The 25500-nt window shown below is 60.6% G+C and carries 21 protein-coding genes, 5 tRNA genes and 1 pseudogene; 20 read left to right on the top strand and 7 right to left on the bottom strand.

Features of this window, described 5'->3' with window-relative positions; translation table 11 throughout:
- Positions 1-88 precede the first annotated feature (88 nt).
- Both PSH91_RS26815 and PSH91_RS26810 read left to right on the top strand, forming a co-directional pair.
- Positions 89-862 (top strand): annotated as a pseudogene (locus tag PSH91_RS26815) (cache domain-containing protein); the annotation flags it as partial.
- Positions 863-946: 84 nt separating this feature from the next.
- The gene (locus PSH91_RS26810; RefSeq protein WP_370695204.1) at positions 947-1768 is read left to right on the top strand and encodes a methyl-accepting chemotaxis protein; all 822 of its coding nucleotides are present in this window, start codon (positions 947-949) and stop codon (positions 1766-1768) included.
- A gap of 269 nt (positions 1769-2037) precedes the next feature.
- Here PSH91_RS26810 and yegQ read toward each other — a convergent pair whose 3' ends face one another.
- Entirely contained in the window at positions 2038-3363 is a 1326-nt protein-coding gene (gene yegQ / locus PSH91_RS18015) for a tRNA 5-hydroxyuridine modification protein YegQ (RefSeq protein WP_076386590.1), read from the bottom strand.
- A gap of 146 nt (positions 3364-3509) precedes the next feature.
- Here yegQ and PSH91_RS18010 point away from each other — a divergent pair, with 146 nt between their 5' ends.
- On the top strand, positions 3510-4571 hold the full coding sequence (locus PSH91_RS18010) for an AI-2E family transporter (RefSeq protein ID WP_047229261.1): 1062 nt from the start codon (positions 3510-3512) through the stop codon (positions 4569-4571).
- Here PSH91_RS18010 and PSH91_RS18005 read toward each other — a convergent pair.
- The 3 genes from PSH91_RS18005 to PSH91_RS17995 form a co-directional block, all read right to left on the bottom strand.
- Positions 4568-4750, bottom strand: coding sequence for a hypothetical protein (locus tag PSH91_RS18005; RefSeq protein ID WP_139049555.1), 183 nt, complete (start codon positions 4748-4750; stop codon positions 4568-4570). The genes PSH91_RS18010 and PSH91_RS18005 overlap by 4 nt on opposite strands.
- 88 nt (positions 4751-4838) lie before the next feature.
- Entirely contained in the window at positions 4839-5033 is a 195-nt protein-coding gene (locus PSH91_RS18000) for a hypothetical protein (RefSeq protein WP_047229259.1), read from the bottom strand.
- 245 nt (positions 5034-5278) lie between these two features.
- A tRNA-Asn gene (locus PSH91_RS17995) sits at positions 5279-5354 on the bottom strand.
- Positions 5355-5588: 234 nt separating this feature from the next.
- Here PSH91_RS17995 and PSH91_RS17990 point away from each other — a divergent pair.
- Complete coding sequence (locus PSH91_RS17990; RefSeq protein WP_047229257.1) at positions 5589-5816, top strand: hypothetical protein; 228 nt, start codon at positions 5589-5591, stop codon at positions 5814-5816.
- 108 nt (positions 5817-5924) lie between these two features.
- Here PSH91_RS17990 and PSH91_RS17985 read toward each other — a convergent pair whose 3' ends face one another.
- Positions 5925-7121: an amino acid aminotransferase gene (locus PSH91_RS17985; RefSeq protein ID WP_047229256.1), complete on the bottom strand. Its 1197-nt coding sequence runs from the start codon at positions 7119-7121 to the stop codon at positions 5925-5927.
- 332 nt (positions 7122-7453) lie between these two features.
- On the opposite strand from PSH91_RS17985, the gene uvrB reads away from it, so the two are divergent.
- The 11 genes from uvrB (at position 7454) to PSH91_RS17930 (ending at position 15736) form a co-directional block, all read left to right on the top strand.
- Entirely contained in the window at positions 7454-9469 is a 2016-nt protein-coding gene (gene uvrB / locus PSH91_RS17980) for an excinuclease ABC subunit UvrB (RefSeq protein ID WP_076383911.1), read from the top strand.
- Positions 9470-9700: 231 nt separating this feature from the next.
- Positions 9701-11182 (top strand): glutamate--tRNA ligase, encoded by a 1482-nt coding sequence (gene gltX, locus PSH91_RS17975; RefSeq protein WP_076383912.1) that lies wholly within the window; start codon positions 9701-9703, stop codon positions 11180-11182.
- A gap of 146 nt (positions 11183-11328) precedes the next feature.
- A tRNA-Ala gene (locus PSH91_RS17970) sits at positions 11329-11404 on the top strand.
- 79 nt (positions 11405-11483) lie between these two features.
- Positions 11484-11559, top strand: a tRNA-Glu gene (locus tag PSH91_RS17965).
- 53 nt (positions 11560-11612) lie between these two features.
- A tRNA-Ala gene (locus PSH91_RS17960) sits at positions 11613-11688 on the top strand.
- Between the two features lie 75 nt (positions 11689-11763).
- A tRNA-Glu gene (locus PSH91_RS17955) sits at positions 11764-11839 on the top strand.
- Between the two features lie 180 nt (positions 11840-12019).
- Positions 12020-12559, top strand: coding sequence for a TetR/AcrR family transcriptional regulator (locus tag PSH91_RS17950; protein ID WP_076383913.1), 540 nt, complete (start codon positions 12020-12022; stop codon positions 12557-12559).
- Positions 12560-12587: 28 nt separating this feature from the next.
- The gene (locus PSH91_RS17945; protein ID WP_047229252.1) at positions 12588-13421 is read left to right on the top strand and encodes an alpha/beta fold hydrolase; all 834 of its coding nucleotides are present in this window, start codon (positions 12588-12590) and stop codon (positions 13419-13421) included.
- An 85-nt stretch (positions 13422-13506) separates the two neighbouring features.
- Complete coding sequence (locus tag PSH91_RS17940; protein WP_047229251.1) at positions 13507-13956, top strand: thioesterase family protein; 450 nt, start codon at positions 13507-13509, stop codon at positions 13954-13956.
- Positions 13957-14203: 247 nt separating this feature from the next.
- Positions 14204-15163, top strand: coding sequence for a tRNA-dihydrouridine synthase (locus PSH91_RS17935; protein WP_305466351.1), 960 nt, complete (start codon positions 14204-14206; stop codon positions 15161-15163).
- 120 nt (positions 15164-15283) lie between these two features.
- Positions 15284-15736, top strand: a complete 453-nt coding sequence (locus PSH91_RS17930; RefSeq protein WP_047229249.1) for an Hsp20 family protein — start codon at positions 15284-15286, stop codon at positions 15734-15736.
- 75 nt (positions 15737-15811) lie between these two features.
- On the opposite strand, the gene PSH91_RS17925 is transcribed toward PSH91_RS17930, so the two are convergent.
- Positions 15812-19090: an EAL domain-containing protein gene (locus PSH91_RS17925; protein ID WP_047229248.1), complete on the bottom strand. Its 3279-nt coding sequence runs from the start codon at positions 19088-19090 to the stop codon at positions 15812-15814.
- Positions 19091-19159: 69 nt separating this feature from the next.
- Positions 19160-20050: a LysR family transcriptional regulator gene (locus PSH91_RS17920; RefSeq protein ID WP_047229247.1), complete on the bottom strand. Its 891-nt coding sequence runs from the start codon at positions 20048-20050 to the stop codon at positions 19160-19162.
- 156 nt (positions 20051-20206) lie between these two features.
- Between PSH91_RS17920 and leuC the strand changes: the two genes are divergently transcribed.
- The 5 genes from leuC to asd all read left to right on the top strand — a co-directional run bounded on the left by leuC (position 20207) and on the right by asd (position 25482).
- Positions 20207-21625, top strand: coding sequence for a 3-isopropylmalate dehydratase large subunit (gene leuC, locus PSH91_RS17915; RefSeq protein WP_076383915.1), 1419 nt, complete (start codon positions 20207-20209; stop codon positions 21623-21625).
- An 11-nt stretch (positions 21626-21636) separates the two neighbouring features.
- Positions 21637-22281, top strand: coding sequence for a 3-isopropylmalate dehydratase small subunit (leuD, locus tag PSH91_RS17910; RefSeq protein ID WP_281459986.1), 645 nt, complete (start codon positions 21637-21639; stop codon positions 22279-22281).
- A 135-nt stretch (positions 22282-22416) separates the two neighbouring features.
- Complete coding sequence (locus PSH91_RS17905; RefSeq protein WP_076383916.1) at positions 22417-23181, top strand: class I SAM-dependent methyltransferase; 765 nt, start codon at positions 22417-22419, stop codon at positions 23179-23181.
- A gap of 51 nt (positions 23182-23232) precedes the next feature.
- The gene (gene leuB, locus PSH91_RS17900; protein ID WP_047229243.1) at positions 23233-24315 is read left to right on the top strand and encodes a 3-isopropylmalate dehydrogenase; all 1083 of its coding nucleotides are present in this window, start codon (positions 23233-23235) and stop codon (positions 24313-24315) included.
- Positions 24316-24369: 54 nt separating this feature from the next.
- Positions 24370-25482 carry an aspartate-semialdehyde dehydrogenase gene (gene asd, locus PSH91_RS17895; protein WP_047229242.1) on the top strand — a complete coding sequence of 371 codons (1113 nt, stop codon included), beginning with the start codon at positions 24370-24372 and terminating at the stop codon, positions 25480-25482.
- Positions 25483-25500 lie beyond the last annotated feature (18 nt).

The following is a 25500-nucleotide window of genomic DNA, read 5'->3' as shown; positions in this document are numbered from 1 at the left end:
CGCAAGCCCTTCACCTTGTCCTACAGTTTTCCCGCGCCGTGCCGTTAACACAGTTAACCACGCCATAAAACCGATAAGAGTGAACAGTATGCGCCTGAGCCTGAAGGCTAAAGTTCTGTCCTTGGCAATACTGCCTGTATTGCTATCCGCCGCTATTATCAGCCTGACCACGGCCTTCATTCTGAAGGAACAGGCCGGCAAAGAGGTTCAGCAAACCCGCGAGCGCTTGCTCAGCGACGCCAAGGCCACCCTGCAGAATTACGTCGCGGTGGGGCTTACTGCCATCAAGCCGTTGTACGACGCGTCGGCGCCCGGGGATAACGCCGCGCGGGCCGAGGCTATCAAGCTACTGTCGAACGTCACCTACGGCAAGGACGGCTATTTCTTCGGTTACGACTCCGAAACTGTTCGTCTCTTCAAGGCCAACAGCCCCGACGGTGTGGGCAAAACCTTCAAGGACAACCGCGATCCCAACGGTGTCTATGTCAACCGTGACCTGGTGAAAGTCGCCAAGGACGGGACACACTATCTGGAATACAGCTCGCCACTGCCAAACAGCAACGAACTGGTGCCAAAGCTCGGCTACACCGACTACTTGCCCAAGTGGGACATGGCGGTCGGCAGCTCGGTCAACCTGGACGGCATTGAAGCTCAGGTAGCACTGGTTGAGGCCAAGGTTCAAGAACGTCTGCAAGGCGTTCTGCTGAGCATCGTGGGTATTGCTGTGGTGGTATTGCTGGTGATTGCGGTGGTGGGCATGTTGCTGGCCAATGCCATCCTGCGGCCGCTGCACCTGATGAAAGACAACCTCGATGACATCGCGGCGGGCGAGGGCGACCTGACTCGCCGCCTGGCGATCACCAGCCAGGACGAACTCGGCCAACTGGCCGGCTCGTTCAACCGTTTTGTCGACAAGATCCACGGTCTGGTACGGCAGATCACCGAAATGACCTCGCAGCTGACTGGGCTGGTGGCGCAGGTTTCCGAGCAGGCACAGCGCTCCGAGCAGGCCATGGAGCGTCAGCGTCACGAAACCGACCAAGTCGCCACGGCGATCAACGAGATGTCTTCGGCCGCCCAGGAAGTGGCTCGCAGTGCCCAGGGTGCCGCCGTCGCGGCCCAGCAGACCGACGAAGAAGGCCAGTCCGCCAAGCGTGTGGTGGCCGGCAGCATCCAGCAGATTCATGCACTGGTGAACGATATTCGCAGCAGCGGCTTGTCCCTGGACAGTTTGCAACAGGACGTGGCTTCGATTGTCAGCGTGTTGGGGGTGATTCGCTCGATCGCCGAGCAGACCAACCTGTTGGCGCTGAACGCCGCCATCGAGGCCGCTCGCGCCGGGGAAGCGGGCCGCGGTTTTGCCGTGGTGGCTGATGAAGTGCGGGCCCTGGCCAGTCGGACCCAGCAAAGTACCCAGGAAATCCAGGGCATGATTGATCGCTTGCAGTCGGGCACCCACGCAGCGGTAGAAGCGATGCGCCGCTCCAGCGAAGCGGGCGATGGCACGTCGGTGCAGGCCAACGAGGCCGGGGCGTCCCTGGACACCATGGCGCAGTTGATCGGCACCATCAATTCGATGAACGCCCAGATCGCCAGCGCTGCTGAAGAACAGACCGCCGTGGCCGAGGAAATCAACCGCAGCGTGCACCAGATCGCCGTGGCGGTGGATAGCGTCGCCGACGAAACTCAACTCGGTGCCCAGACCTCCCGCAGCCTGGCCGATCTGGGCCAACGCCTGGGCAAACTGGTGGGGCAGTTCCGCATCTGAGTCGTGCAGCAGGAGCTGCCGAAGGCTGCGATCTTTCGTGCTCGATCCGGATGTTTCGCCTGGGCAACCGGGCCCTATCGGGAAAGGAGGATCGCAGCCTTCGGCAGTTCTTGCCGGGCGAAGGCAAACACGACCTTGTGGGAGCGAGCCTGCTCGCGATGGCGGTAGATCAGTCAATGACGATGTTGACTGTGAAGGCGCTATCGCGAGCAGGCTCGCTCCCACAATTGTTTGGCGGTGTCTGCATGATTGGGGAGGCCGTGCAGGTGCTACGCTTCTCGCACATCGCGCATCAACAACCCAAACCGCAAATCCACCGCATCCGGAATCGGCACGTACACCACATGCCCGTCTCCCGGAGCCACGTCGATGCCCTGGCCGTTGACGTTCTGCAGTTGATGCAGGTCGAAGTGAAAGTTGCCCTTGGGGGTCATCAATTCCATGTGATCGCCCAGGCCAAAGCGGTTCTTGACCCGGACTTCGGCCAGACGCTCGCGCCGCTGGCCGGTCAATTCACCGACGAACTGCTGGCGCTCCGACACTGAGCTGCCGTTCTGATAGTTCTGGTACTCATCATGAACATGCCGGCGTAGAAAACCCTCGGTGTAGCCGCGCTGGGCCAGGGATTCGAGATCGGTCATCAGGCTGCGGTCAAACTCCCGGCCGGCTACGGCATCGTCGATCGCCCGGCGATAGACCTGGGTGGTGCGTGCGCAATAAAAGTGCGACTTGGTCCGGCCTTCGATCTTCAAGGAATGCACGCCCATGCGGGCAAGCCGTTCCACGTGCTGTACGGCCCGCAGATCCTTGGCGTTCATGATGTAGGTGCCGTGCTCATCCTCAAAGGCCGGCATCGATTCCTCCGGGCGGTTCGCTTCCTGAAGCAGGAACACCTGGTCGGTGGGCGCGCCGAGGCCCAGGGTCGGTTCGGCTGGCCAGGTCTGCACGATATCGCCCACCGCGTTTTCCTGCGCCGGTTGCGCCGAATATTTCCAGCGACAGGCGTTGGTGCAACTGCCCTGGTTGGCGTCGCGCCGGTTCAGGTAGCCCGACAGCAGGCAACGCCCGGAATAGGCCATGCACAGCGCCCCGTGAACGAACACTTCCAGCTCCATGGCCGGCACCTGCTCACGGATTTCGGCGATTTCCTCCAGGGACAGCTCCCGGGACAGGATGATGCGGCTCAAGCCCTGCTGTTGCCAGAACTCGACGCTGGCCCAGTTCACGGTGTTGGCCTGCACCGACAGATGAATCGGCATCTGCGGGAAATGCCGGCGCACCAGCATGATCAAGCCGGGGTCGGACATGATCAGCGCGTCCGGTGCCATGGCAATCACAGGCTCCAGGTCTTTGAGGAAGGTGCGCAGCTTGGCGTTGTGGGGCGCGATGTTCACCACCACATAGAAGCGCTTGCCCATGGCCTGGGCCTCGCCAATGCCCAAGGCCAGGTTGGCGTGGTCGAACTCGTTGTTACGCACACGCAGGCTGTAGCGCGGCTGACCGGCATACACCGCGTCGGCGCCGTAGGCGAAGGCATAACGCATGTTTTTCAGGGTGCCGGCGGGGGCGAGCAGTTCGGGGGCAACGAAGGGCATGGTGGCGTCGGATCGCAAAAAGCGCCGAGAGTACGCCACGACGGGTACTGTGCAATTGATCTGGATCAACACCGGATGCAAAGGGAAAGGCACTCCGGCGAATCCTGGCTGACTAACGTTTATTGCGCCAAGGATATGGAAAAGAAATGAACCGAAAGACCCTGCAAGACAAGTCCCAGATGCTGATGTTGATTCTGGTCACCATCGCTTTCATCTGGATCCTCCTGCCGTTTTATGGCGCCGTGTTCTGGGCAGTAATCCTAGGGATCGTCTTTGCCCCGATGCAGCGCCGCCTGCAACTGAAACTCGGCTGGCAGCGCAACCTCACTTCGCTGCTTACATTGAGTATTTGCGTGGTGATCGCGATCTTGCCGGTGATCGTCATCAGTACGTTGCTGGTCCAGGAAGGGGCGGCGTTGTACAAGAGCCTGGAAAGCGGAGAGTTGGACATTGCCGATTACCTGGCCCGCTTCCGGGATGCCTTGCCGCCTTACTTCCAGAACCTGCTCGACCGTTTTGGCCTGGGTAACCTGAACGGGCTGCGAGAGCGGATCGTCAAAGGCGCGATGCAAGGCAGCCAATTCTTCGCCACCCAGGCGTTCAGCTTCGGCCAGGGCACGTTTCAGTTCCTGGTGAGCTTCTTCGTCATGATTTATCTGTTGTTCTTTTTCCTGCGTGACGGCCCTGAGCTGGTGCGCAAGGTCCGTACCGCCGTTCCCCTGGCGGAGTACCAGAAACGTCGCCTGCAGTTGAAGTTCAACCGTGTGGTGCGAGCGACCGTGAAGGGAAACCTGCTGGTGGCCATCACCCAAGGGGCGTTGGGTGGGCTGATTTTCTGGATCCTGGGGATTCCCACGGTGTTGCTCTGGGCGGTGCTGATGGCCTTTCTGTCGCTGTTGCCGGCGGTGGGCGCGGGCCTGGTCTGGGCGCCGGTGGCAGTGTATTTCCTGCTCTCCGGGGCCATCTGGCAGGGCGTGGTATTGACCCTGTTCGGGATATTCGTCATTGGCCTGGTGGACAATTTCCTGCGCCCCATCCTGGTGGGCAAGGATACGAAGATGCCCGACTACATGGTCCTGGTCTCGACGTTGGGCGGGCTGGCGGTGTTCGGGCTGAACGGATTTGTGATCGGCCCGCTGATCGCCGCGCTGTTCATGTCGTGTTGGGCGCTGTTCGTCGAAAGCAAGCCGCGGGTGCGGTTGCCCTAGGCGGTCAGCAGATAAGGGCCGATGCGTTGTGACAGGGCTTGGGCGGCGGGCAGAGAAGTCAGCGGACCGCTGATAGTGACGCCGTCCTGCACCAGATACCAGCAGGCCAACAGACCACGCTCCCTGAGTGGGGTGGGCACGGCGCTGCCAATGACAGACATGATTTGAACCTTGGGCATGGGAACCTCCATCAATCGATGGAGTTACCTTACGACTCAGCAGGGGGGAGGAAAAATCAACCGCTTCAATAGTAGGAATCGATGCTGCTCAATCGACGACCAGATCGAGCATGTGCACCACTTCCTGCTCGTTGAGCAAGCCCTTGCGCACCAGGTGTTGCGTCAGCAGCGAAAGGAATTTGGCGCTGCGGTGGCCTTCCAGGTGCTTGAGTTCAGTCAGCGCGGTGTACACCTTGCTGGAGGTACACAGATCATTGTTGCGGTGCGGGTGTTGCGTGGGCATGTCTTCGTCCTTGTTGTTATGGAGATGTTTGTTGGCGGACAACGCCAGTTTGCGACGTCCTCATGACGTGCACGTGACGGTCGGGCCTGGCAAATTCAAGCAGGATTCAGACCATGATGCCTGTTCGGGCCTGACTGATTGTTCCGCCAGCGACATCGGCAAGCCTTTTCAATCAATCAGCCCTTTCTTTCGCCAACAAAAAAGCCCCTGAATCTTTCAATTCAGGGGCTTGATTTGCTGCTGTCTGGCTCCACGACCTGGACTCGAACCAGGGACCCAGTGATTAACAGTCACTTGCTCTACCAACTGAGCTATCGCGGAATGACGCGTATGTTACTGATTGGAAAAGAGAAGTCAAGCTTCTCTTGCCGGCCGGCACATTCCTCAGGTCCGTTGGCGATTAATCGGCGATTGGCGGTTACCGCAACGGCAGGAGAGGGCTACCATGGTCCCCCGGAAGTGGCTGAACGCGCTACCGGCCATTCGCCAAACAAAGGTTTGCGCCATGAATCATCTGTTACCGCTTCACACAGGCAACCACACTGAGGTGCGCCTATGAGTACCGCCCAGATCAGCTTGCCCAAGGGCGTGGGACCGCACGCGGAGAAACTCTACGATGCCATCACCCAGGCCAGCACCGCTGACGAACTGAACCGTGCCGGTGGCAAGGCCGAGGGTTTTGTCCTGGGGCTGGAAAGCACCAAGGCCATCAAGAGTCAGATTGCCGAGTCGTTGTATGTGATCTACGACGATGCCGCGAGTCAGCGGGCGACGGAGCTGTAATTTCGACGAGTTGCTTTTGTGGCGAGGGAGCAAGCTCCCTCGCCACGGGGTCAGCGTGAACGCAAAAAAAGGGAAGCCTTGGCTTCCCTTTTTTCATTCCGGCGGCCTTCAGATCACCTGAACAATGGCCTTGGTCACTGCATCGATGTTGTTCTGGTTCAGCGCGGCCACGCAGATGCGGCCGGTGTCCAGGGCATAGATGCCGAACTCGTTGCGCAGGCGCGTCACCTGTTCAACGGTCAGGCCGGAGTAGGAAAACATCCCGCGCTGGCGTGCGACGAAGCTGAAATCCCGGTGCGGAGCGGCTTTAGCCAGCATGTCCACCATCTGGTTGCGCATGCCGCGAATCCGCAGACGCATTTCGGCCAGTTCTGCTTCCCATTGGGCCCGCAGTTCCGGGCTGTTGAGCACGGCTGCGACAATGCTGGCGCCGTGGGTCGGCGGGTTGGAGTAGTTGGTGCGGATCACGCGCTTGACCTGGGACAGTACCCGGGCACTTTCCTCTTTCGATTCGCTGACGATCGACAGGGCGCCAACGCGCTCGCCGTACAGGGAGAACGATTTGGAGAACGAGCTGGACGCAAAGAAAGTCAGGCCCGACTCGGCGAACAGGCGCACGGCGGCGGCGTCTTCGTCGATACCGTCGCCAAAGCCCTGATAAGCCATGTCCAAAAATGGAACGTGGTTCTTGGCCTTGACCACGTCCAGTACGTTTTTCCAGTCTTGCGGGCTCAGGTCCACGCCGGTGGGGTTATGGCAGCAGGCGTGCAGCACGACGATCGAGCGGTCGGGCAGGGCGTTGAGGTCTTCCAGCAGGCCGCTGCGGTTCACGTCATGGGTGGCGGCGTCGTAGTAGCGGTAGTTCTGCACCGGGAAACCGGCGGTTTCGAACAGCGCGCGGTGGTTTTCCCAGCTTGGATCGCTGATGGCCACGACGGCGTCAGGCAGCAGTTGCTTGAGGAAGTCGGCGCCGATCTTCAGTGCGCCAGTGCCGCCCACGGCCTGGGTGGTGATGACGCGGCCGGAGGCGATCAACGGCGAGTCCTTGCCGAACAGCAGGGTCTGGACCGCCTGGTCGTAGGCGGCAATGCCGTCGATCGGCAGGTAACCACGGGAAACGTGTTGGGCCACGCGGATCGTCTCGGCTTCGACAACGGCGCGCAGAAGTGGAATGCGCCCCTCCTCGTTGCAGTAAACACCCACGCCCAAGTTGACCTTATTGGTACGGGTGTCGGCGTTGAATGCTTCGTTGAGGCCCAGGATGGGGTCGCGTGGTGCCAATTCGACAGCGGAAAACAGGCTCATTATTGCGCGGCTCTGAATGGAGTGTGAGGGGACGTGTAGCGCTCCAGCCGAATGCACTAGAGCGGTGCACAAACGGGGAGCTAGTATAGAGGCCATCACCGGGCGCGGCGACAGGCGATTCGGTTTTTAAGGTAAGTATTTTCGTTTTTTTTCGACCGTTAGTCCCCTGGCGGCGTCAAAGACTTCAAGGCGTGTAGGACGTTCGTCTTGAAAGCGAAGGCATTCACCTCCACATTGTATGCATCCCAGTTTTTTCCTCGGGCGACATCAGTCGTTTCGGTCTTTCTCGTTCCTGTTGGCTGGCCGACAGGGGTGAACCCAGAGGTTATGTTATGTCTGAATTCCAGCTAGTCACCCGATTCCAGCCCGCCGGCGACCAGCCGGAAGCCATTCGCCTGATGGTCGAAGGTATCGAGGCCGGACTGGCGCACCAGACGCTGCTCGGTGTGACAGGCTCGGGCAAGACTTTCAGCATCGCCAACGTGATTGCCCAGGTGCAGCGCCCGACCCTGGTGCTGGCACCGAACAAGACCCTGGCGGCGCAGCTGTATGGCGAGTTCAAGGCGTTTTTCCCCAATAACGCGGTGGAGTACTTCGTCTCCTATTACGACTACTACCAACCCGAAGCCTACGTACCGTCTTCGGACACCTTCATCGAGAAGGATGCTTCGATCAACGATCACATCGAACAGATGCGGCTCTCGGCTACCAAGGCATTGCTCGAACGCAAGGACGCGATCATCGTCACCACGGTGTCGTGCATCTATGGTCTGGGTAGCCCGGAAACGTACCTGAAGATGGTCTTGCACGTTGATCGCGGCGACAAGCTCGACCAGCGAGCCTTGCTGCGCCGCCTGGCGGACCTGCAATACACCCGCAACGACATGGATTTCGCCCGGGCAACGTTCCGGGTCCGTGGCGACGTGATCGACATCTACCCGGCGGAATCGGACCTGGAGGCGATCCGCATCGAGCTGTTCGATGACGAAGTGGAGAGTCTTTCGGCGTTCGATCCGCTGACCGGCGAGGTGATCCGCAAGCTGCCGCGCTTCACCTTCTACCCCAAGAGCCACTACGTTACGCCCCGGGAAACCCTGCTGGGCGCTATCGAGGGGATCAAGGTTGAATTGCAGGAGCGCCTGGAATACTTGCGGTCGAACAACAAACTGGTGGAAGCCCAGCGGCTGGAGCAGCGGACCCGATTCGACCTGGAGATGATCCTGGAGCTGGGTTACTGCAACGGCATCGAAAACTACTCGCGCTACCTGTCGGGTCGCCCGGCGGGCGCGCCACCGCCTACGTTGTATGACTATCTGCCGGCCGATGCCTTGCTGGTGATCGACGAATCCCACGTCAGCGTGCCCCAGGTCGGCGCCATGTACAAAGGCGACCGGTCTCGCAAGGAAACCCTGGTGGAATACGGCTTCCGTCTGCCTTCGGCCCTGGATAACCGGCCGATGCGTTTTGACGAATGGGAAAGTGTGAGTCCGCAGACGATTTTCGTCTCCGCCACCCCCGGCAACTACGAGGCCGAGCATGCCGGCCGGGTGGTCGAGCAGGTGGTGCGACCCACCGGGCTGGTCGATCCGCAGGTTGAAGTGCGCCCGGCGCTGACTCAGGTCGATGATCTGCTCTCGGAAATCTCCAAGCGTGTGGCGGTGGAGGAGCGGGTGCTGGTCACCACGCTGACCAAGCGCATGGCCGAAGACCTGACTGATTATCTGGCCGACCACGGTGTGCGGGTGCGCTACCTGCACTCGGACATCGACACGGTGGAGCGGGTCGAGATCATCCGCGACCTGCGCCTGGGTACGTTCGACGTGTTGGTGGGGATCAACCTGCTGCGCGAAGGCCTGGACATGCCGGAGGTGTCACTGGTGGCGATTCTGGACGCCGACAAGGAAGGTTTCCTGCGCTCCGAGCGTTCGTTGATCCAGACCATCGGTCGGGCGGCGCGTAACCTCAACGGCCGGGCGATTCTTTATGCCGATCGCATCACCGGTTCCATGGAACGGGCTATCGGCGAGACCGAGCGTCGTCGCGATAAACAGATTGCCTTCAACCTGGCCAACGGCATCACGCCGAAAGGGGTGTTCAAGGACGTCGCCGACATCATGGAAGGCGCCACTGTGCCCGGCTCGCGCAGCAAGAAGCGCAAGGGCATGGCCAAGGCCGCCGAAGAGAGCGCCCGTTACGAAGCCGAACTGCGCTCGCCGAGCGAAATCAGCAAACGTATCCGTCAGTTGGAAGAAAAAATGTACCAGCTGGCCCGGGACCTGGAGTTCGAAGCGGCTGCGCAGTTGCGTGACGAGATTGGCAAGCTGCGCGAGCGGTTGCTGACTGTCTGAGGTTGTGTGGCCACGGTAATGGCCTTATCGCGAGCAGGCTCGCCCCCACAATGGACCGCGTCCAGTCCGGACAACTTGGTTCCCTGTGGGAGCGAGCCTGCTCGCGATTGAAGGTGCCTCGGTCTGACAGGTGCCACACAAATCCCCCTCTCACTGGAGCCCGCCCACCATCGCCTGTTACCATTCGCCCCCTGTTTCATCTTCGCTTTTATATTCTTTCCGAGACATGCCATGACCACCGTCCGCACCCGCATCGCGCCTTCGCCCACTGGCGATCCCCATGTCGGCACCGCTTACATCGCTTTGTTCAACTATTGCTTTGCCAAGCAGCACGGCGGTGAGTTCATCCTGCGGATCGAGGACACCGACCAGCTGCGTTCGACCCGCGAGTCCGAACAGCAGATCTTCGACGCCCTGCGCTGGCTGGGCATCGACTGGAGCGAAGGTCCGGACGTTGGCGGCCCGCACGGTCCTTACCGCCAGAGCGAGCGCGGTGACATCTATCAGCAGTACTGCCAGCAACTGGTAGACATGGGGCACGCCTTCCCGTGCTTCTGCACCGCCGAAGAGCTGGACCAGATGCGCGCCGAGCAGATCGCTCGCGGCGAGACCCCACGCTACGATGGCCGCGCGCTGCTGCTGTCCAAGGAAGAAGTCGCCCGTCGTCTGGCCGCCGGTGAGCCCCATGTGATCCGCATGAAGGTGCCGAGCGAAGGCGTCTGCGTGGTGCCGGACATGCTGCGCGGCGATGTCGAGATCCCGTGGGATCGCATGGACATGCAAGTGCTGATGAAGACCGACGGCCTGCCGACGTATTTCCTGGCGAACGTGGTCGACGATCACCTGATGGGCATCACCCACGTCCTACGCGGTGAAGAGTGGCTGCCGTCGGCGCCGAAACTGATCCTGCTCTACGAATACTTCGGCTGGGAACAACCGCAGCTGTGCTACATGCCACTGCTGCGTAACCCGGACAAGAGCAAGCTGTCCAAGCGCAAGAACCCGACGTCGGTGACCTTCTACGAACGCATGGGCTTCATGCCTGAGGCGATGCTCAACTACCTGGGGCGCATGGGCTGGTCGATGCCGGACGAGCGCGAGAAGTTCTCGCTGCAGGAAATGGTCGAGCACTTCGACCTGTCGCGGGTGTCGCTGGGTGGTCCGATCTTCGATGTCGAGAAACTCTCCTGGCTCAACGGTCAGTGGTTGCGTGACCTGCCGGTGGAGGAGTTTGCTGCGCGTGTACAGAAGTGGGCATTCAACCCTGAGTACATGATGAAAATCGCTCCCCATGTGCAGGGCAGGGTGGAGACGTTCAGCCAGATCGCACCCCTGGCCGGCTTCTTCTTTGCCGGCGGCGTGACGCCGGATGCGAAGCTGTTCGAGTCCAAGAAACTTTCCGGTGATCAGGTGCGCCAATTGATGCAACTGATCCTGTGGAAGCTCGAAAGTCTGCGTCAGTGGGAAAAGGACAGCATCACCGCGACCATCCAGGCCGTGGTCGAATCGCTGGAGCTGAAACTGCGTGATGCCATGCCGCTGATGTTCGCCGCCATTACTGGCCAGGCCAGCTCGGTGTCGGTGCTCGATGCCATGGAGATCCTTGGCCCGGACCTGACCCGTTTCCGTCTGCGCCAGGCCATCGATCTGCTCGGTGGTGTGTCGAAGAAGGAGAACAAGGAGTGGGAAAAACTGCTGGGCGCGATTGCCTGAGTGCTCGATGAGGCAGGACATACCCCGGTTTTCCGGGGTTTGTCGGTAAGTGATTGTTATCCCGGCAAAAAACTTTCAAATTTGTTGAAAATAAATTTGACAGCCCTCGGATACGCCCTTAAGATTCGCCCCGTCCTCAGCGATGAGGGGCTATAGCTCAGCTGGGAGAGCGCTTGCATGGCATGCAAGAGGTCGACGGTTCGATCCCGTCTAGCTCCACCAATTTACACTTCAAGGCCTGGCCACACCGGTCTTGAAGCGATCAACACTCAGCGTTGATCAGTTGTATAGAAGGGTTTGCGTCCCCTTCGTCTAGTGGCCTAGGACACCGCCCTTTCACGGCGGTAACAGGGGTTCGAGTCCCCTAGGGGACGCCAGTTTTACAGAAGCGATGTTGCAAGATGTCGCTCCGCCGCGAGGCGAAAAATCCGGGGCTATAGCTCAGCTGGGAGAGCGCTTGCATGGCATGCAAGAGGTCGACGGTTCGATCCCGTCTAGCTCCACCAATTACAGGTTCAAGGTTTGGCCACACCGACCTTGAATCGATCAGTTCTCAGCGCTGATCAAGTTAGAAGGTTTGTGTCCCCTTCGTCTAGTGGCCTAGGACACCGCCCTTTCACGGCGGTAACAGGGGTTCGAGTCCCCTAGGGGACGCCACGATTACCCGCTCTGCGGGATTTTATAAGGGTCATTCAATTCTTGAATGGCCCTTTTGTTTGTCTGGCGTTCGGCCAATCTTCAATTCCTTTAACGATGCTTCTGACCAGCGGTCAAAATTTCCGCTTGCGGAAAATTATTACATGGATAATATTTCAGTCGTAATATTCGGAGGTAACGATGAGCGATAAAAAAGCGCAAACCCGCGAACGCATACTCAAGGCCGCCAGTGCTGCGCTGATTCAGCGGGGTCCGGCCGAGCCGAGTGTCGGCGAAGTGATGGGCGCCGCCGGGCTGACAGTGGGCGGCTTCTATGCCCACTTCGAAAGCAAGGATGCCTTGATGCTCGAGGCATTCAAGCAACTGCTCAGCCAGCGTCGTGGCTTGATCGCTGACATGGATGCCGAGCTGAGCGGTGAGGAGCGGCGAACCCTGGCAGCCGCGTTCTACCTGTCGCGCAAGCACCGTGATACCACCGATCTGGCCTGCCCGATCCCGGCATCGGTCGGCGAGCTCGGGCGGCTGCCGGATGAGTTTCGTGAGGTGCTCAATGAGCATATTGAGCTGATGGTTGCGCAGTTGGCGGCCAGCCCGGAAGACGCCGACAAGGCCTTGGCTGACATTGCCCTGATGGTCGGCGGCCTAGCCTTGGCGCGAGCGTTGGGCCCGGGAGAGTTATCGGATCGGTTGCTGCGCGCTGCCAAGTCGGCGGTGCGATGAGCTAAGGCGCAAGCCCTGGAGATGAGCGATGAACAGGTTTAGCTGGATTCGTGGCGTCAATGGCACGCTGGGATGGGTGGCTCCGGGCCTGGTGGCGAAGAAGATGCGATCGCTGTTCATGCGTCCCCGGGACTTGCCGCCAAGGGATTGGGAGCTGCCATTGCTGGCGACCTCCGAGCGCATCACCTTACGCTTCGGTCTGTCCGCCTTGCGTTGGGGCAAAGGTCCGACCGTCTTGTTGATGCATGGCTGGGAAGGGCGACCCACGCAATTTGCCGCGCTGATCACGGCGCTGGTAGGTGCCGGCTACACGGTGGTGGCGTTGGACGGCCCGGCCCATGGCCGCTCACCTGGGCGCGAGGCCAATGTCCTGCTGTTTGCCAGGGCCATGCTCGAAGCCGCGGCGGAGTTACCACCTCTGCAAGCCGTGGTTGGGCATTCCATGGGTGGTGCCAGTGCCATGCTCGCGGTTCAGCTGGGGTTGCGGACCGAGACTCTGGTCAGCATTGCGGCGCCTGCGCGCATTCTTGGCGTGCTGCGTGGGTTCGCCCGGATGATGGGGCTGCCGCCCAAGGCGCGATCGGCCTTCATTCGCCAAGTGGAAAACGATGTGGGCATGCCGGCTTCGAGGATGGATGTCGCCCATTACCAACTGGACGTGCCCGGGCTGATTGTCCATGCCGAGGACGACACCTTCGTTTCGGTCAAGGAATCGCAACTGATTCACGAAGCCTGGTTCGACAGCCGCTTGCTGCGCTTGCCGCAGGGCGGCCACCAGCGGGTGCTGGCCGATCCTCGCGTCATTGATGGCGTGTTATCCCTGCTGGCCGGGCGCAGTCTGCAAGCACGGCAATCGGCTTGATCTGTGGGAGCAAGGCTTGGCCGCGATGGCGATCAAGCTCGGATCCGTTACACTGGCCCCCACCAAATTCGACCGGGAGAGGGGCATGGGCTGGGATAGGGCAACGCCGTTCATTATTGATCTTCAGGTAAATGCCGAAGACATCGACGGGCTGGGCCACGCCAATAACGCGGTATACGTCACCTGGCTTGAGCGCTGTGCCTGGCGCCATTCCCAGCGCCTGGGGCTGGATCTGGTGGAGTATCGGCGGCTGGACCGGGCCATGGCGGTTGTGCGTCATGAGATCGATTACCTGGCGGCGGCCTACGAAGGTGACGAGCTGCAACTGGCTACCTGGATCGTCGACTGGGATCAGCGATTGAAGATGAATCGGCATTTCCAGCTGATTCGCCCCAGCGACAACACCACGTTGCTGCGCGCCCAGACCACCTTTGTTTGCATCGAACTGTCCACTGGCAGACCCAAGCGCATGCCGCCGGAGTTCATCGAGGGTTATGGTCCTGCGCTGATGACATCCGGCATTCTCATAGACTGACCCAGCGCTATCGCGAGCAAGCTCGCTCCCACAGGGATCTGTGGTGGATGCAGAATCTGTGAACACGCGGGATCCAGTGTGGGAGCCGAGCTTGCTCGCGATGACGGCCGCACATTCGGTATCAATGCAAGCTGACCCAGCGCTATCACGAGCAAGCTCAACTCCCACAGGGGATTGGTGGTGAATTCCGATGTTGTGGGCAAAATCCGGTAAACTGCCGCACGTTTTTCGTTGAGTGTGTTTTTCCATGCAAATTGCCCTGGCGCCCATGGAGGGGTTGGTTGACAACATCCTGCGGGACGTTCTGACCCGTGTTGGCGGTATCGACTGGTGCGTGACCGAGTTCATTCGCATCAATGACCGTCTGCTCACACCGGCCTATTTCCACAAGCTTGCCCCTGAGCTGCTGACCGGTGCCCGGACCGCTGCCGGCGTACCGCTGCGGGTGCAATTGCTGGGTTCCGATCCGGTGTGCCTGGCGGAGAACGCCGCATTGGCCTGCGAGCTGGGTTCGCAGGTTATCGACCTGAACTTCGGCTGTCCGGCCAAGACTGTGAATAAATCACGGGGTGGGGCGGTGTTGCTCAAAGAGCCGGAGCTGCTCAACGAAATTGTCGAGCACGTGCGCCGCGCGGTGCCCAGGCACATTCCCGTTACCGCCAAGATGCGCCTGGGTTTCGACAGCCCGGATGGGGCGTTGGTCTGTGCCACGGCATTGGCCGAAGGTGGCGCGGCGCACATTGTGGTGCATGCGCGGACCAAGACCGACGGCTATAAACCACCGGCCCACTGGGAGTGGATCCCACGGGTTCAGGAGGTGGTCAAGGTCCCGGTATTCGCCAACGGCGATATCTGGAGCGTTGAAGACTGGCGCCGGTGCCGCGAGATCAGTGGTGTGGAAGACATCATGCTCGGCCGCGGCCTCGTTTCCCGTCCTGATTTGGCCCGGCAGATCGCTGCGGCCAGGGCCGGTGAAGAGGTGATCGAGCTGTCCTGGGCCGAGTTGCAACCGATGCTCCAGGACTTCTGGGTGCAGGTGGTCGAGCAATTGACCCCACGCCAGGCGCCCGGCCGGTTGAAGCAGTGGCTGGCGATGCTGACTCGCAATTATCCCGAAGCGGTGGAGCTGTTTACCGCCCTGCGCCGGGAAACCGACTTGGACGCGGTAGGCCATTTGCTCAGCGTGCAGCGCACCGAAGCGGCCTGAAAAAAATTTCAAAACAACCTCTTGAAAAGTTTTTGGCGGTCCCTAGATAGGGATTACGCGATGCCGAATTCGGGTCGCGGAGACAAAAAACCTTGCTGAACTTTTCAGGAGATTTGAATCATGAGTACTGCATTTTCCCTGGCCCCTCTGTTCCGTTCCTCGGTGGGCTTCGACCGTTTCAACGACCTGTTCGAAACCGCCTTGCGCAACGAACCGGGCAGTAGCTATCCACCCTACAACGTGGAAAAACATGGCGATGACGAGTATCGCATCGTGGTTGCCGCCGCCGGGTTCCAGGAAGACGACCTGGACCTGCAAGTGGAAAAAGGTGTGCTGACCATCAGCGGTGGTAAGCGCGAAGCGAGCAACGACAGCGTGACCTACCTGCACCAGGGTATCGCCCAGCGTGCGTTCAAGCTGTCCTTCCGGTTGGCCGATCATATCGAGATCAAATCCGCCGGCCTGAGCAACGGTCTGTTGAGCATCGACCTGTTGCGAGTGATCCCGGAAGAGGCGAAAGCCAAGCGCATCCCGATCAACGGGGCGCAGCAACAACCCGCGCTGCAAAACTGATGCATCGCAACTAATGAAGAAGGGCGCCATTGGCGCCCTTTTTCATTTGTGGAGCCCTCATTGCGGGCTCCTTTGTCAGGGCAACAGTCGCTCAAACGCGTCTAGCGGCAACGGCCGACTGTGCAGGTAGCCCTGGTACAAATGGCAACCCAGCCCCTGCAGGAAACTCAGTTGTTCCGGGGTCTCGACACCTTCGGCAATCACCTCCAGCTCAAGGCTGCGGGCCATGGCGACGATGGCGCGGATGATTTCGGTATCGTTGGGGTCGCTGGTGGCGTCGCGCACGAATGACTGATCGATTTTCAAGGTGTCCACCGGCAGACGTTTGAGGTAGGTCAGCGACGAATAACCCGTCCCGAAATCGTCCATGGCGAAGCTCACTCCCAATTTTTTCAGGCGACGCATCTTGGCGATGGTGTCGTCCAGGTTCTGGATCACGATGCCCTCGGTGATTTCCAGCTTGAGCATGGCGTAAGGCAGGCCATAGGTGGCGAGGCAGCTTTCGATGCGCTCGACGAAGTCGCTCTGGCGGAACTGCCGTGGGCTGATATTCACGCACAGGCTGAATTGCAGCGGATCGATCTTGCCCTTGGCGATCAGTTGTTTGAAGCCGTTGCAGGCTTCATCGAGAATCCAGGTGCCAACTTCCAGGATCAGCCCGCTGTCCTCCAGCACTTTGATGAATTCATTCGGTGATTGGGCGCCCAATTCGGGGTGATGCCAGCGCACCAGCGTTTCGGCGCCGATGATGCGGTTGTCCCGGGCGTCGACCTGAGGTTGGAAATGTACGCTGAACTCCCCGCGAGCCAAGGCCTGGCGCAGGTCGGTTTCCATGCGCAGCCGTTCGCTGGCGGCTTTTTGCATGGTGGTGTGGAACATCTGCGAGGTGTTGCGCCCCGAATCCTTGGCGCGGTACAGCGCAATGTCGGCGCGCTTGAGCAGGTCGGTGGGGGTAGAGCCATGGTCGGGAATCAGCGCCATGCCGATGCTCGGCGTGACCTGCAACCGTTGGCCATCGAGAAACATCGGCTCCGACAGTAATTCGCGCAGAGTGTCGGCCAGGTTCTGTACCTGTTGGCTGACTGCGCTGCGGGTGCCTTCCAAGCCGCTGAGCAGCACCACGAATTCGTCGCCGCCCAGCCTCGCCACGGTGTCTTCCAGGCGCACGCTGGCTTCCAGGCGTGCGGTGATGATTTTCAGCACCGTGTCGCCCACTGGGTGGCCCAGTGAGTCGTTGATGTGCTTGAAGTGGTCCAGGTCCAGAAACAGCAGGGCGCCCCGCAGGTTATGGCGCTTGAGCAAGGCGATCTGCTGGCTCAGCCGATCCATCAGTAAGGCGCGGTTGGGCAGGTTGGTCAGCGGATCGTGATAGGCCAGGTGGCGGATCTGTGCTTCGGCATTGCGCAACAGGCTCACGTCCCGGGCGGTCAGCAGCAGGCAGGCCGTCTCATTGAGCATGATCGGTTCGACCGAGACCTCCACCGTGAGGATCTCTCCGCGTTTATTGCGCCCGAGCATTTCCTGGTGATGCACCCGGCCCTTGAGCTCCAGTTCGGCCAGCAATGCCATGCGTTGTTTTTCTTCGGCCCAGATACCGACCTCGTAGACCGTATGCCCGATCACTTCGTCGGCGCGGTAGCCGGTCAGGCGGCAGAAGCCGTCATTGACTTCGAGGTAGCGGCCGCTGTCGCGTTCGGTGATGGTGATGGCGTCAGGGCTGGAATGGAAAGCCTTGGCGAATTTCTCCTCGCTGGCCTTGAGGGCCGCTTCAGAGCGCTGCTGCTGGGAGATATCCCGCAGGGTGGTGACAATGCAGGGCTGGTTGCCGACGTTGATCTGGCGACTGGAAATCACGCATGTCAGCGGCTGGCCGTTTTTATGGTGGACGACGACGGCCACGTTGTTCAGGGAGCGCTCGCGTATCACCCTTTCGATGCGTTGCAGGCTGCTCCCCGAGGCGTCCCACAGGCCGATTTCGTCGGCGCTCAGGCCGATCACGTCGGTGGCTGACCAGCCGAAGGTCTGGGTGAAGCTGGAATTGATTTCGAGGAACCGGCCACTATCCTGATGAGTTACGCAGATCGGGTCGGGGCTGACCTGGAACAGGGTGGCGAATTTTTCTTCCGACGCCGCCAGGCTCTGTTCGCGTTCTACCTGGTCAGTGATGTCCAGCAAGGTACCGGCCATGCGCAGCGGGCTGCCGTCGTCATTGCGATAGAGACGTGCGCGGCTTTCCAGGTATCGGGCGCTGCCGTCCGGCATTTGTACGCGGTAGGTCAGTTGATAATTCCCCGCCGGGCCTTCCCGCAGGCTGCGGTAGGCGTTGCGCATGTTGTTGCGCTCGTCATCGGGCACCCCTTCGAAAAACGCATCGAACGACTCGTGGAACGGCTTGGGCTCCAGGCCATGCAACTGCGCCGCCCGGGCCGAGCCGTAGAGCATGCCGCTGGGAATATGCCAGTCCCAGGTGCCCAGTTGCGCCGAATCGAGGGCCAGATCAAGGCGTTCCTGGCTGTCCTTGAGGGCCTGTTCGGCGAGTTTGCGTTCGGTGGTATCGAGGAAGGTGCTCAGCAGATAAGGTTGGCCTTCCAGCTCGACCTTCTGGGCGCTGAGCAGGCCGCTGTGGATCTGACCATTGCTGGCCTGCAGTTCCACCTCCATGCTCGCCATTTCGCCGTTGGCCTTGATGATCTCCACCAGTTTTGCCCGCTGTCCGGGGTCGACCCATAGGCCCAGTTCCAGCGTCGTGCGGCCGATGATGTCGTGCAGCGGCCAGCCAAACAGACTTTCGAAATACTGGTTGGCCTCGATGATCAGCCCGTCTTCCTGGCGGGTCAGCAACACCATATTCGGACATAGGTGAAAGAGCGTGGCGAAGCGTTTTTCCGAGTTGCGCAGTGCCTGCTCCCGTTCGCGCTGGTGCGTGATCTCCCGGATTACTCCGATCATCCGCGGGCGGCCGTGTTTGTCGGGTAATACGCTGCCGTTGATTTCCAGCCAGTGCAGGCTGCCGTCGGGCCAGACGATGCGATGGTGCATGGCCTGTTCCAGCGGCGCACCGGCCACAGCCGCATGAAAGGCGCGGATGGCCTTTGCTCGGTCTTGGGGGAGCAACAGGTCCAGATAGTCCACATCCGCCGGCAATGGCTGGCGCGGATCGAAGCCGAACAGCGCCTGGGTGCCCCGTGACCAACTGATCCGCCCGGTATCAATGTCCCACGACCAGGCTCCCAGGCGCGCGCCGTTCAAGGCGGCCAGCAACTGGGGGGCGCTGTCCCAGCTTTGCTCGGACCGTTTCGGGTCTAGCGCCTGAATGCGCGGCAGGGGCGGGAATTGGTCAGCGGATTTGGGCATTATCTCGCGAGCCTTGGGCAATTTGGGGCGTTGGGCGCAGGCGTTTCGGCTCTATAGGAGTAGCACAACCTATGCCCTTTTCCCTGGCAGATCGATTTGTGCATCCAGTAAGGACATGAAAGCCCGTGCAGCATTCGACAGCGTCCGTTCGGTGTGCAAGATATAGCCTAGCTGGCGACTGAGCTGTATGCCCGGCAAAGGAATGCGTGCCACCTGTTCATCGAGCATGGTGCGCGGCAGGACGCTCCAGGCCAGGCCGATGGAGACCATCATTTTTATGGTTTCCAGATAATTCGTGCTCATGGCGATGTTCGGCGTCAGGCCCTGGGCTTCGAACAGGCGTTGAACAATGTGGTGGGTAAAGGTATTGCCGCCGGGGAAAACCGCCGGATGCAAGGCGATGTCTGCCAGGCTGACCGGGCCGTTGTCCAACAGCGCGTGTTCCGGCGCCACCACGAAATCCAGGGGGTCGTCCCACACCGGCGTGGCGCGTACCAGCGTGTGCGGTTCCGGGGCCAGGGTGATGACCGCCAGCTCCGCCCGGCCGTGGAGAATTTCTTCGTAGGCCACTTCCGAATCGAGGAACTGAATATCCAGCGCCACCTCAGGGTAGCGTCGGGTGAACTCCCTCAATAGAGGTGGCAGCCGATGCAGGCCGATATGGTGGCTGGTGGCGAGCGTCAGGCGTCCGGTCACTTCGCCGGTCAGGTTGGTCAGGGCGCGGCGGGTGTCATCCAGCACGTTCAGAATCTGATAGGCCCGTGGCAGAAGGGCTCGGCCAGCCTCGGTCAGGCCGACTTCTCGACCGAGCCGATCGAACAGACGCACTTTGAGCTGTTGCTCCAGCCCGGCGATACGCTTGCTGATGGCCGGCTGGGTCAGGTGCAGGCGTTCACCGGCGCCGGAGAAACTGCCGGTCTCGGCGATGGCGATAAAGGCGTTAAGGCTGGCGAGGTCCATGGTCGTCCTGGTCGAATTCCAAATGGTTATGCAAAGCATGAAAAATATGAATTTGAGTTATTTAATGTAGCCTCATAAGATCAGCCTCACAAGCCAAGGGGTTATTGATTCACTCAAGACCCGGGGCATAGAAACAAGCTGATGAGGAACCGTCTGATGGCCGGCAAAACGCTCTACGACAAGCTCTGGGATTCGCATTTGGTCAAGCAGCGCGACGATGGTTCGGCGCTGATCTACATCGACCGTCACATCATCCATGAAGTGACTTCGCCGCAAGCCTTCGAAGGCCTGCGTCTGGCCGGGCGCAAGCCGTGGCGCATCGATGCCAATATCGCGACCCCGGACCACAACGTGCCGACCACACCGGAGCGCAAGGGCGGCATCGAAGCCATTGCCGATCAGGTGTCGCGCTTGCAGGTGCAGACCCTTGACGATAACTGTGACGAGTACGGCATCGTTGAATTCAAGATGAATGACGTGCGCCAGGGTATCGTCCACGTCATTGGCCCGGAGCAGGGCGCGACCTTGCCCGGCATGACCGTGGTCTGCGGCGACTCCCATACTTCCACCCATGGTGCGTTTGGCGCCTTGGCCCACGGCATCGGCACCTCCGAGGTCGAGCACGTGCTCGCTACCCAGTGCCTGGTCGCCAAGAAAATGAAAAACATGCTGGTGCGCGTCGAGGGCAAGCTGCCGTTTGGCGTGACCGCCAAAGACATCGTCCTGGCCGTGATCGGCAAGATCGGCACTGCCGGTGGTAACGGCCACGCCATCGAGTTCGCCGGCAGCGCCATCCGCGATTTGTCCGTGGAAGGGCGCATGACCATCTGCAACATGTCCATCGAAGCCGGCGCTCGTGTCGGGCTGGTGGCCGCCGATGAAAAAACCGTGGAGTACGTCAAGGGCCGTCCGTTCGCCCCCAAGGGCGCCGAGTGGGACATGGCGGTGCAAGCCTGGAAAGACCTGGTTTCCGATGCCGACGCGCAGTTCGACACCGTGGTCGAACTCGACGCGACGCAAATCAAGCCGCAAGTCAGCTGGGGCACTTCCCCGGAAATGGTCCTGGCCGTGGACCAGAACGTGCCCGATCCTGCCAAGGAGATGGATCTGGTCAAGCGAGACTCCATCGTCCGCGCCCTGAAATACATGGGTTTGAGCGCCAACCAGGCGATCACCGACATTCAGCTGGACCGTGTGTTCATTGGCTCCTGCACCAACTCGCGGATCGAAGACCTGCGCGCAGCGGCGGTGATCGCCAAGGGCCGCAAAGTCGCCTCGACCATCAAGCAGGCCATCGTGGTGCCAGGCTCGGGCCTGGTGAAGGCCCAGGCGGAAGCCGAAGGTCTGGACAAGATTTTCCTCGAGGCCGGTTTCGAATGGCGTGAGCCTGGGTGCTCGATGTGCCTGGCGATGAACCCGGACCGTTTGGAGTCGGGCGAGCATTGCGCCTCCACCTCCAACCGTAACTTCGAAGGCCGTCAGGGCGCCGGTGGCCGTACGCATCTGGTCAGCCCGGCCATGGCCGCCGCCGCCGCCGTCAACGGCCGTTTCGTCGACGTCCGTGAATTGATCTGAAGGAGCGCAGCATGAAAGCTTTTACCCAGCACACTGGTCTTGTCGCGCCTTTGGATCGTGCCAACGTCGACACCGACCAGATCATCCCCAAGCAGTTTTTGAAGTCGATCAAGCGCACCGGCTTCGGCCCGAACCTGTTTGACGAGTGGCGCTACCTGGATGTGGGCCAGCCCTACCAGGACAACTCCAAGCGCCCGTTGAACAAGGATTTCGTGCTCAACGCCGAACGTTACCAAGGCGCCAGCGTGTTGCTGGCCCGCGAAAACTTCGGCTGCGGCTCCAGTCGCGAACACGCGCCATGGGCCCTTGAAGAGTACGGCTTTCGCAGCATCATTGCGCCGAGCTACGCCGACATCTTCTTCAACAACAGCTTCAAGAACGGCTTGTTGCCGATCATCCTGAGCGACGCTGAAGTAGATGAGTTGTTCCAGCAGGTCGAGGCCAACCCCGGCTATCAACTGCAGATCGACCTGGCGGCCCAGACCGTGACCCGTCCTGACGGCAAGGTGTTGAGTTTTGAGATCGATGCATTCCGCAAGCACTGCCTGCTCAACGGTCTGGACGACATCGGCCTGACCTTGCAGGACGGCGAGGCGATTGCCACGTTCGAGGCCAAGCACCGGGTGAGCCAGCCTTGGTTGTTTCGGGATGCTTGATCTTGTGTAAGGCGTGAAGATGCCATCGCGAGCAGGCTCGCTCCCACATTGGATTTGCGGCGCTGACAAAATCCCTTGTGGGAGCGAGCCTGCTCGCGATGACGCCAGAACAGACCCAGCCAAAAGGAAGTCCCCATGACCAGCACCGCCCACAGTCAGGTCGTACAAAAGCAATTCGGTGAACAGGCTTCGGCCTATCTGAGCAGTGCCGTGCACGCCCAAGGCACTGAGTTCGCCCTGCTGCAGGCTGAGCTTGCCGGGCGCGGCGAGGCCCGTGTGCTGGACCTGGGCTGCGGCGCTGGACACGTGAGTTTCCATGTGGCGCCGCTGGCCGGTGAAGTGGTGGCCTACGACCTGTCCCAGCCAATGCTTGACGTCGTAGCTACGGCGGCAGCGGATCGTGGCCTGAGTAACATCACCACGGTGTGCGGCGCCGCCGAACGCCTACCGTTCGCTGACGCTGAGTTCGACTTCGTGTTCAGCCGCTATTCGGCGCATCATTGGAGCGACCTGGGCTTGGCGTTGCGGGAAGTGCGCCGGGTGCTCAAGCCGGGTGGAGTGGCGGCGTTCATTGATGTCCTCTCACCCGGCATGCCGTTGTTGGACACGTACCTGCAAAGCGTTGAGGTGCTGCGTGACACCAGCCATGTTCGCGATTATTCGGCCGGCGAGTGGTTGCGCCAGGTCAGCGAGGCGGGGTTGCATACCCGCAGCACCACGCGCCAGCGTCTGCGCCTGGAGTACCAGTCGTGGGTCGAGCGCATGCGCACCCCCGAAGTGATGCGTGGGGCGATCCGTGAGCTGCAGCGATCGATGGGTGTTGAGGTGCGTGAATATTTTGAGATTGAGGCCGATGGTTCGTTCAGTACAGACGTACTGGTGCTGTGGGCCGAGCGATAGCACTTTTTCCGGCCAGTCCAAGCGCGGGCCGACAGAGCAAACGAGGAAAACATGAGCAAGCAGATTCTGATTCTCCCAGGCGACGGTATTGGCCCGGAAATCATGGCCGAAGCGGTCAAGGTCCTGGAACTGGCGAACGACAAGTACGGCCTGGGCTTTGAACTCAGCCACGATGTGATCGGCGGCGCTGCGATCGACAAACATGGCGTCCCCTTGGCCGATGAAACCCTGGATCGTGCGCGTGCCGCCGATGCCGTACTGCTGGGCGCCGTGGGCGGCCCGAAATGGGACAAGATCGAACGCGACATCCGTCCTGAGCGTGGCCTGCTGAAGATCCGTGCGCAACTGGGCCTGTTCGGCAATCTGCGTCCGGCAATCCTCTACCCGCAACTGGCCGACGCTTCGAGCCTGAAGCCGGAAATCGTTTCGGGCCTGGACATCCTCATCGTCCGTGAACTGACCGGCGGTATCTACTTCGGCGCCCCGCGCGGCACCCGTGAGCTGGATAATGGCGAGCGTCAGGCCTACGACACCTTGCCGTACAGCGAGAGCGAAATCCGCCGTATCGCCCGGGTCGGTTTTGACATGGCACGGGTGCGCGGCAAAAAGCTGTGCTCGGTGGACAAGGCCAACGTCCTGGCTTCCAGCCAGCTGTGGCGCGAAGTGGTCGAGCAGGTGGCCAAGGATTACCCGGACATCGAACTGAGCCACATGTACGTCGATAACGCCGCCATGCAACTGGTGCGCGCGCCCAAGCAGTTCGACGTGATCGTCACCGACAATATGTTCGGTGACATCCTGTCCGATGAAGCCTCGATGCTCACCGGCTCCATCGGCATGCTGCCGTCGGCCTCCCTGGATGCCAACAACAAAGGCATGTACGAGCCATGCCACGGTTCGGCGCCGGACATTGCCGGGCAGGGCATTGCCAACCCGTTGGCAACCATCCTGTCGGTGTCGATGATGCTGCGCTACAGCTTCAGCCTCAATGACGCGGCTGATGCCATCGAGAAAGCGGTCAGTGTGGTATTGGATCAAGGTTTGCGCACGGGCGACATCTGGTCGACCGGTTGTACCAAAGTCGGTACGCAGCAAATGGGCGATGCAGTAGTCGCCGCGTTGCGTAATCTGTAATCTTTGCGGCCCACCGCTTCGACGGTGGCCCACTTTTGTATAGGTGTAGTTGCGATGAAACGTGTAGGTCTGATCGGTTGGCGCGGCATGGTCGGTTCCGTGCTCATGCAGCGAATGCTGGAAGAGCAGGATTTCGATCTCATTGAACCGGTGTTTTTCACCACCTCCAATGTCGGTGGCCAGGGCCCGTCCGTGGGCAAGGACACCGGTGCGCTCAAGGATGCCTACAGCATTGACGAGCTCAAGACTCTCGACGTGATCCTGACCTGTCAGGGTGGCGACTACACCAGCGAAGTCTTCCCAAAACTGCGTGAAGCCGGCTGGCAGGGTTACTGGATCGACGCCGCCTCCAGCCTGCGCATGCAGGACGACGCCGTGATCATTCTCGACCCGGTGAACCGCAAGGTCATCGACCAGCAACTGGACGCGGGCACCAAGAACTACATTGGCGGCAACTGCACCGTCAGCCTTATGCTGATGGGCCTGGGCGGCCTGTTCGAGGCCGGTCTGGTGGAGTGGATGAGTGCCATGACCTATCAGGCGGCCTCCGGGGCCGGCGCGCAGAACATGCGTGAACTGATCAAGCAAATGGGTGCGACCCACGCCGCTGTCGCCGATGACCTGGCCAACCCGGCCAGTGCCATCCTGGACATCGATCGCAAGGTCGCCGAGGCGATGCGCAGCGATGCGTACCCGACCGAGAACTTTGGCGTGCCGTTGGCCGGCAGCCTGATCCCGTGGATCGACAAGGAACTGCCGAACGGCCAGAGCCGTGAAGAGTGGAAGGCCCAGGCCGAAACCAACAAGATCCTCGGTCGCTTCAAGAGCCCGATCCCGGTGGACGGCATCTGCGTGCGTATCGGTGCCATGCGCTGCCACAGCCAGGCGCTGACCATCAAGTTGAACAAAGACGTGCCGATCGCCGACATCGAAGGGCTGATCAGCCAGCACAACCCTTGGGTCAAGCTGGTGCCGAACAACCGCGAAATCAGCATGCAGGAGCTGAGCCCGACCAAGGTCACCGGCACCTTGAACGTACCGGTGGGTCGTCTGCGCAAGTTGAACATGGGCTCGCAATTCGTCGGTGCCTTCACCGTCGGCGACCAGTTGCTGTGGGGCGCGGCCGAACCGCTGCGTCGCATGCTGCGGATTCTGCTCGAGCGTTGATCGGTCACTGCTGTGAAA

Source organism: Pseudomonas sp. FP1154, assembly GCF_030687245.1.
Lineage (GTDB): Bacteria > Pseudomonadota > Gammaproteobacteria > Pseudomonadales > Pseudomonadaceae > Aquipseudomonas > Aquipseudomonas rhizophila.
The sequence above is the reverse complement of the archived record's forward strand: the minus strand, read 5'-3'. Positions and strand labels throughout refer to the sequence as shown.

What these genes read in the sequence shown, in the direction of transcription:
- PSH91_RS26810 (WP_370695204.1), top strand. Translation starts at nt 947, where the DNA reads ATGACCTCGCAGCTGACTGGGCTGGTGGCGCAGGTTTCCGAGCAGGCA.
- yegQ (WP_076386590.1), bottom strand. Translation starts at nt 3,363, where the DNA reads ATGCCCTTCGTTGCCCCCGAACTGCTCGCCCCCGCCGGCACCCTGAAA.
- PSH91_RS18010 (WP_047229261.1), top strand. Translation starts at nt 3,510, where the DNA reads ATGAACCGAAAGACCCTGCAAGACAAGTCCCAGATGCTGATGTTGATT.
- PSH91_RS18005 (WP_139049555.1), bottom strand. Translation starts at nt 4,750, where the DNA reads ATGCCCAAGGTTCAAATCATGTCTGTCATTGGCAGCGCCGTGCCCACC.
- PSH91_RS18000 (WP_047229259.1), bottom strand. Translation starts at nt 5,033, where the DNA reads ATGCCCACGCAACACCCGCACCGCAACAATGATCTGTGTACCTCCAGC.
- PSH91_RS17990 (WP_047229257.1), top strand. Translation starts at nt 5,589, where the DNA reads ATGAGTACCGCCCAGATCAGCTTGCCCAAGGGCGTGGGACCGCACGCG.
- PSH91_RS17985 (WP_047229256.1), bottom strand. Translation starts at nt 7,121, where the DNA reads ATGAGCCTGTTTTCCGCTGTCGAATTGGCACCACGCGACCCCATCCTG.
- uvrB (WP_076383911.1), top strand. Translation starts at nt 7,454, where the DNA reads ATGTCTGAATTCCAGCTAGTCACCCGATTCCAGCCCGCCGGCGACCAG.
- gltX (WP_076383912.1), top strand. Translation starts at nt 9,701, where the DNA reads ATGACCACCGTCCGCACCCGCATCGCGCCTTCGCCCACTGGCGATCCC.
- PSH91_RS17950 (WP_076383913.1), top strand. Translation starts at nt 12,020, where the DNA reads ATGAGCGATAAAAAAGCGCAAACCCGCGAACGCATACTCAAGGCCGCC.
- PSH91_RS17945 (WP_047229252.1), top strand. Translation starts at nt 12,588, where the DNA reads ATGAACAGGTTTAGCTGGATTCGTGGCGTCAATGGCACGCTGGGATGG.
- PSH91_RS17940 (WP_047229251.1), top strand. Translation starts at nt 13,507, where the DNA reads ATGGGCTGGGATAGGGCAACGCCGTTCATTATTGATCTTCAGGTAAAT.
- PSH91_RS17935 (WP_305466351.1), top strand. Translation starts at nt 14,204, where the DNA reads ATGCAAATTGCCCTGGCGCCCATGGAGGGGTTGGTTGACAACATCCTG.
- PSH91_RS17930 (WP_047229249.1), top strand. Translation starts at nt 15,284, where the DNA reads ATGAGTACTGCATTTTCCCTGGCCCCTCTGTTCCGTTCCTCGGTGGGC.
- PSH91_RS17925 (WP_047229248.1), bottom strand. Translation starts at nt 19,090, where the DNA reads ATGCCCAAATCCGCTGACCAATTCCCGCCCCTGCCGCGCATTCAGGCG.
- PSH91_RS17920 (WP_047229247.1), bottom strand. Translation starts at nt 20,050, where the DNA reads ATGGACCTCGCCAGCCTTAACGCCTTTATCGCCATCGCCGAGACCGGC.
- leuC (WP_076383915.1), top strand. Translation starts at nt 20,207, where the DNA reads ATGGCCGGCAAAACGCTCTACGACAAGCTCTGGGATTCGCATTTGGTC.
- leuD (WP_281459986.1), top strand. Translation starts at nt 21,637, where the DNA reads ATGAAAGCTTTTACCCAGCACACTGGTCTTGTCGCGCCTTTGGATCGT.
- PSH91_RS17905 (WP_076383916.1), top strand. Translation starts at nt 22,417, where the DNA reads ATGACCAGCACCGCCCACAGTCAGGTCGTACAAAAGCAATTCGGTGAA.
- leuB (WP_047229243.1), top strand. Translation starts at nt 23,233, where the DNA reads ATGAGCAAGCAGATTCTGATTCTCCCAGGCGACGGTATTGGCCCGGAA.
- asd (WP_047229242.1), top strand. Translation starts at nt 24,370, where the DNA reads ATGAAACGTGTAGGTCTGATCGGTTGGCGCGGCATGGTCGGTTCCGTG.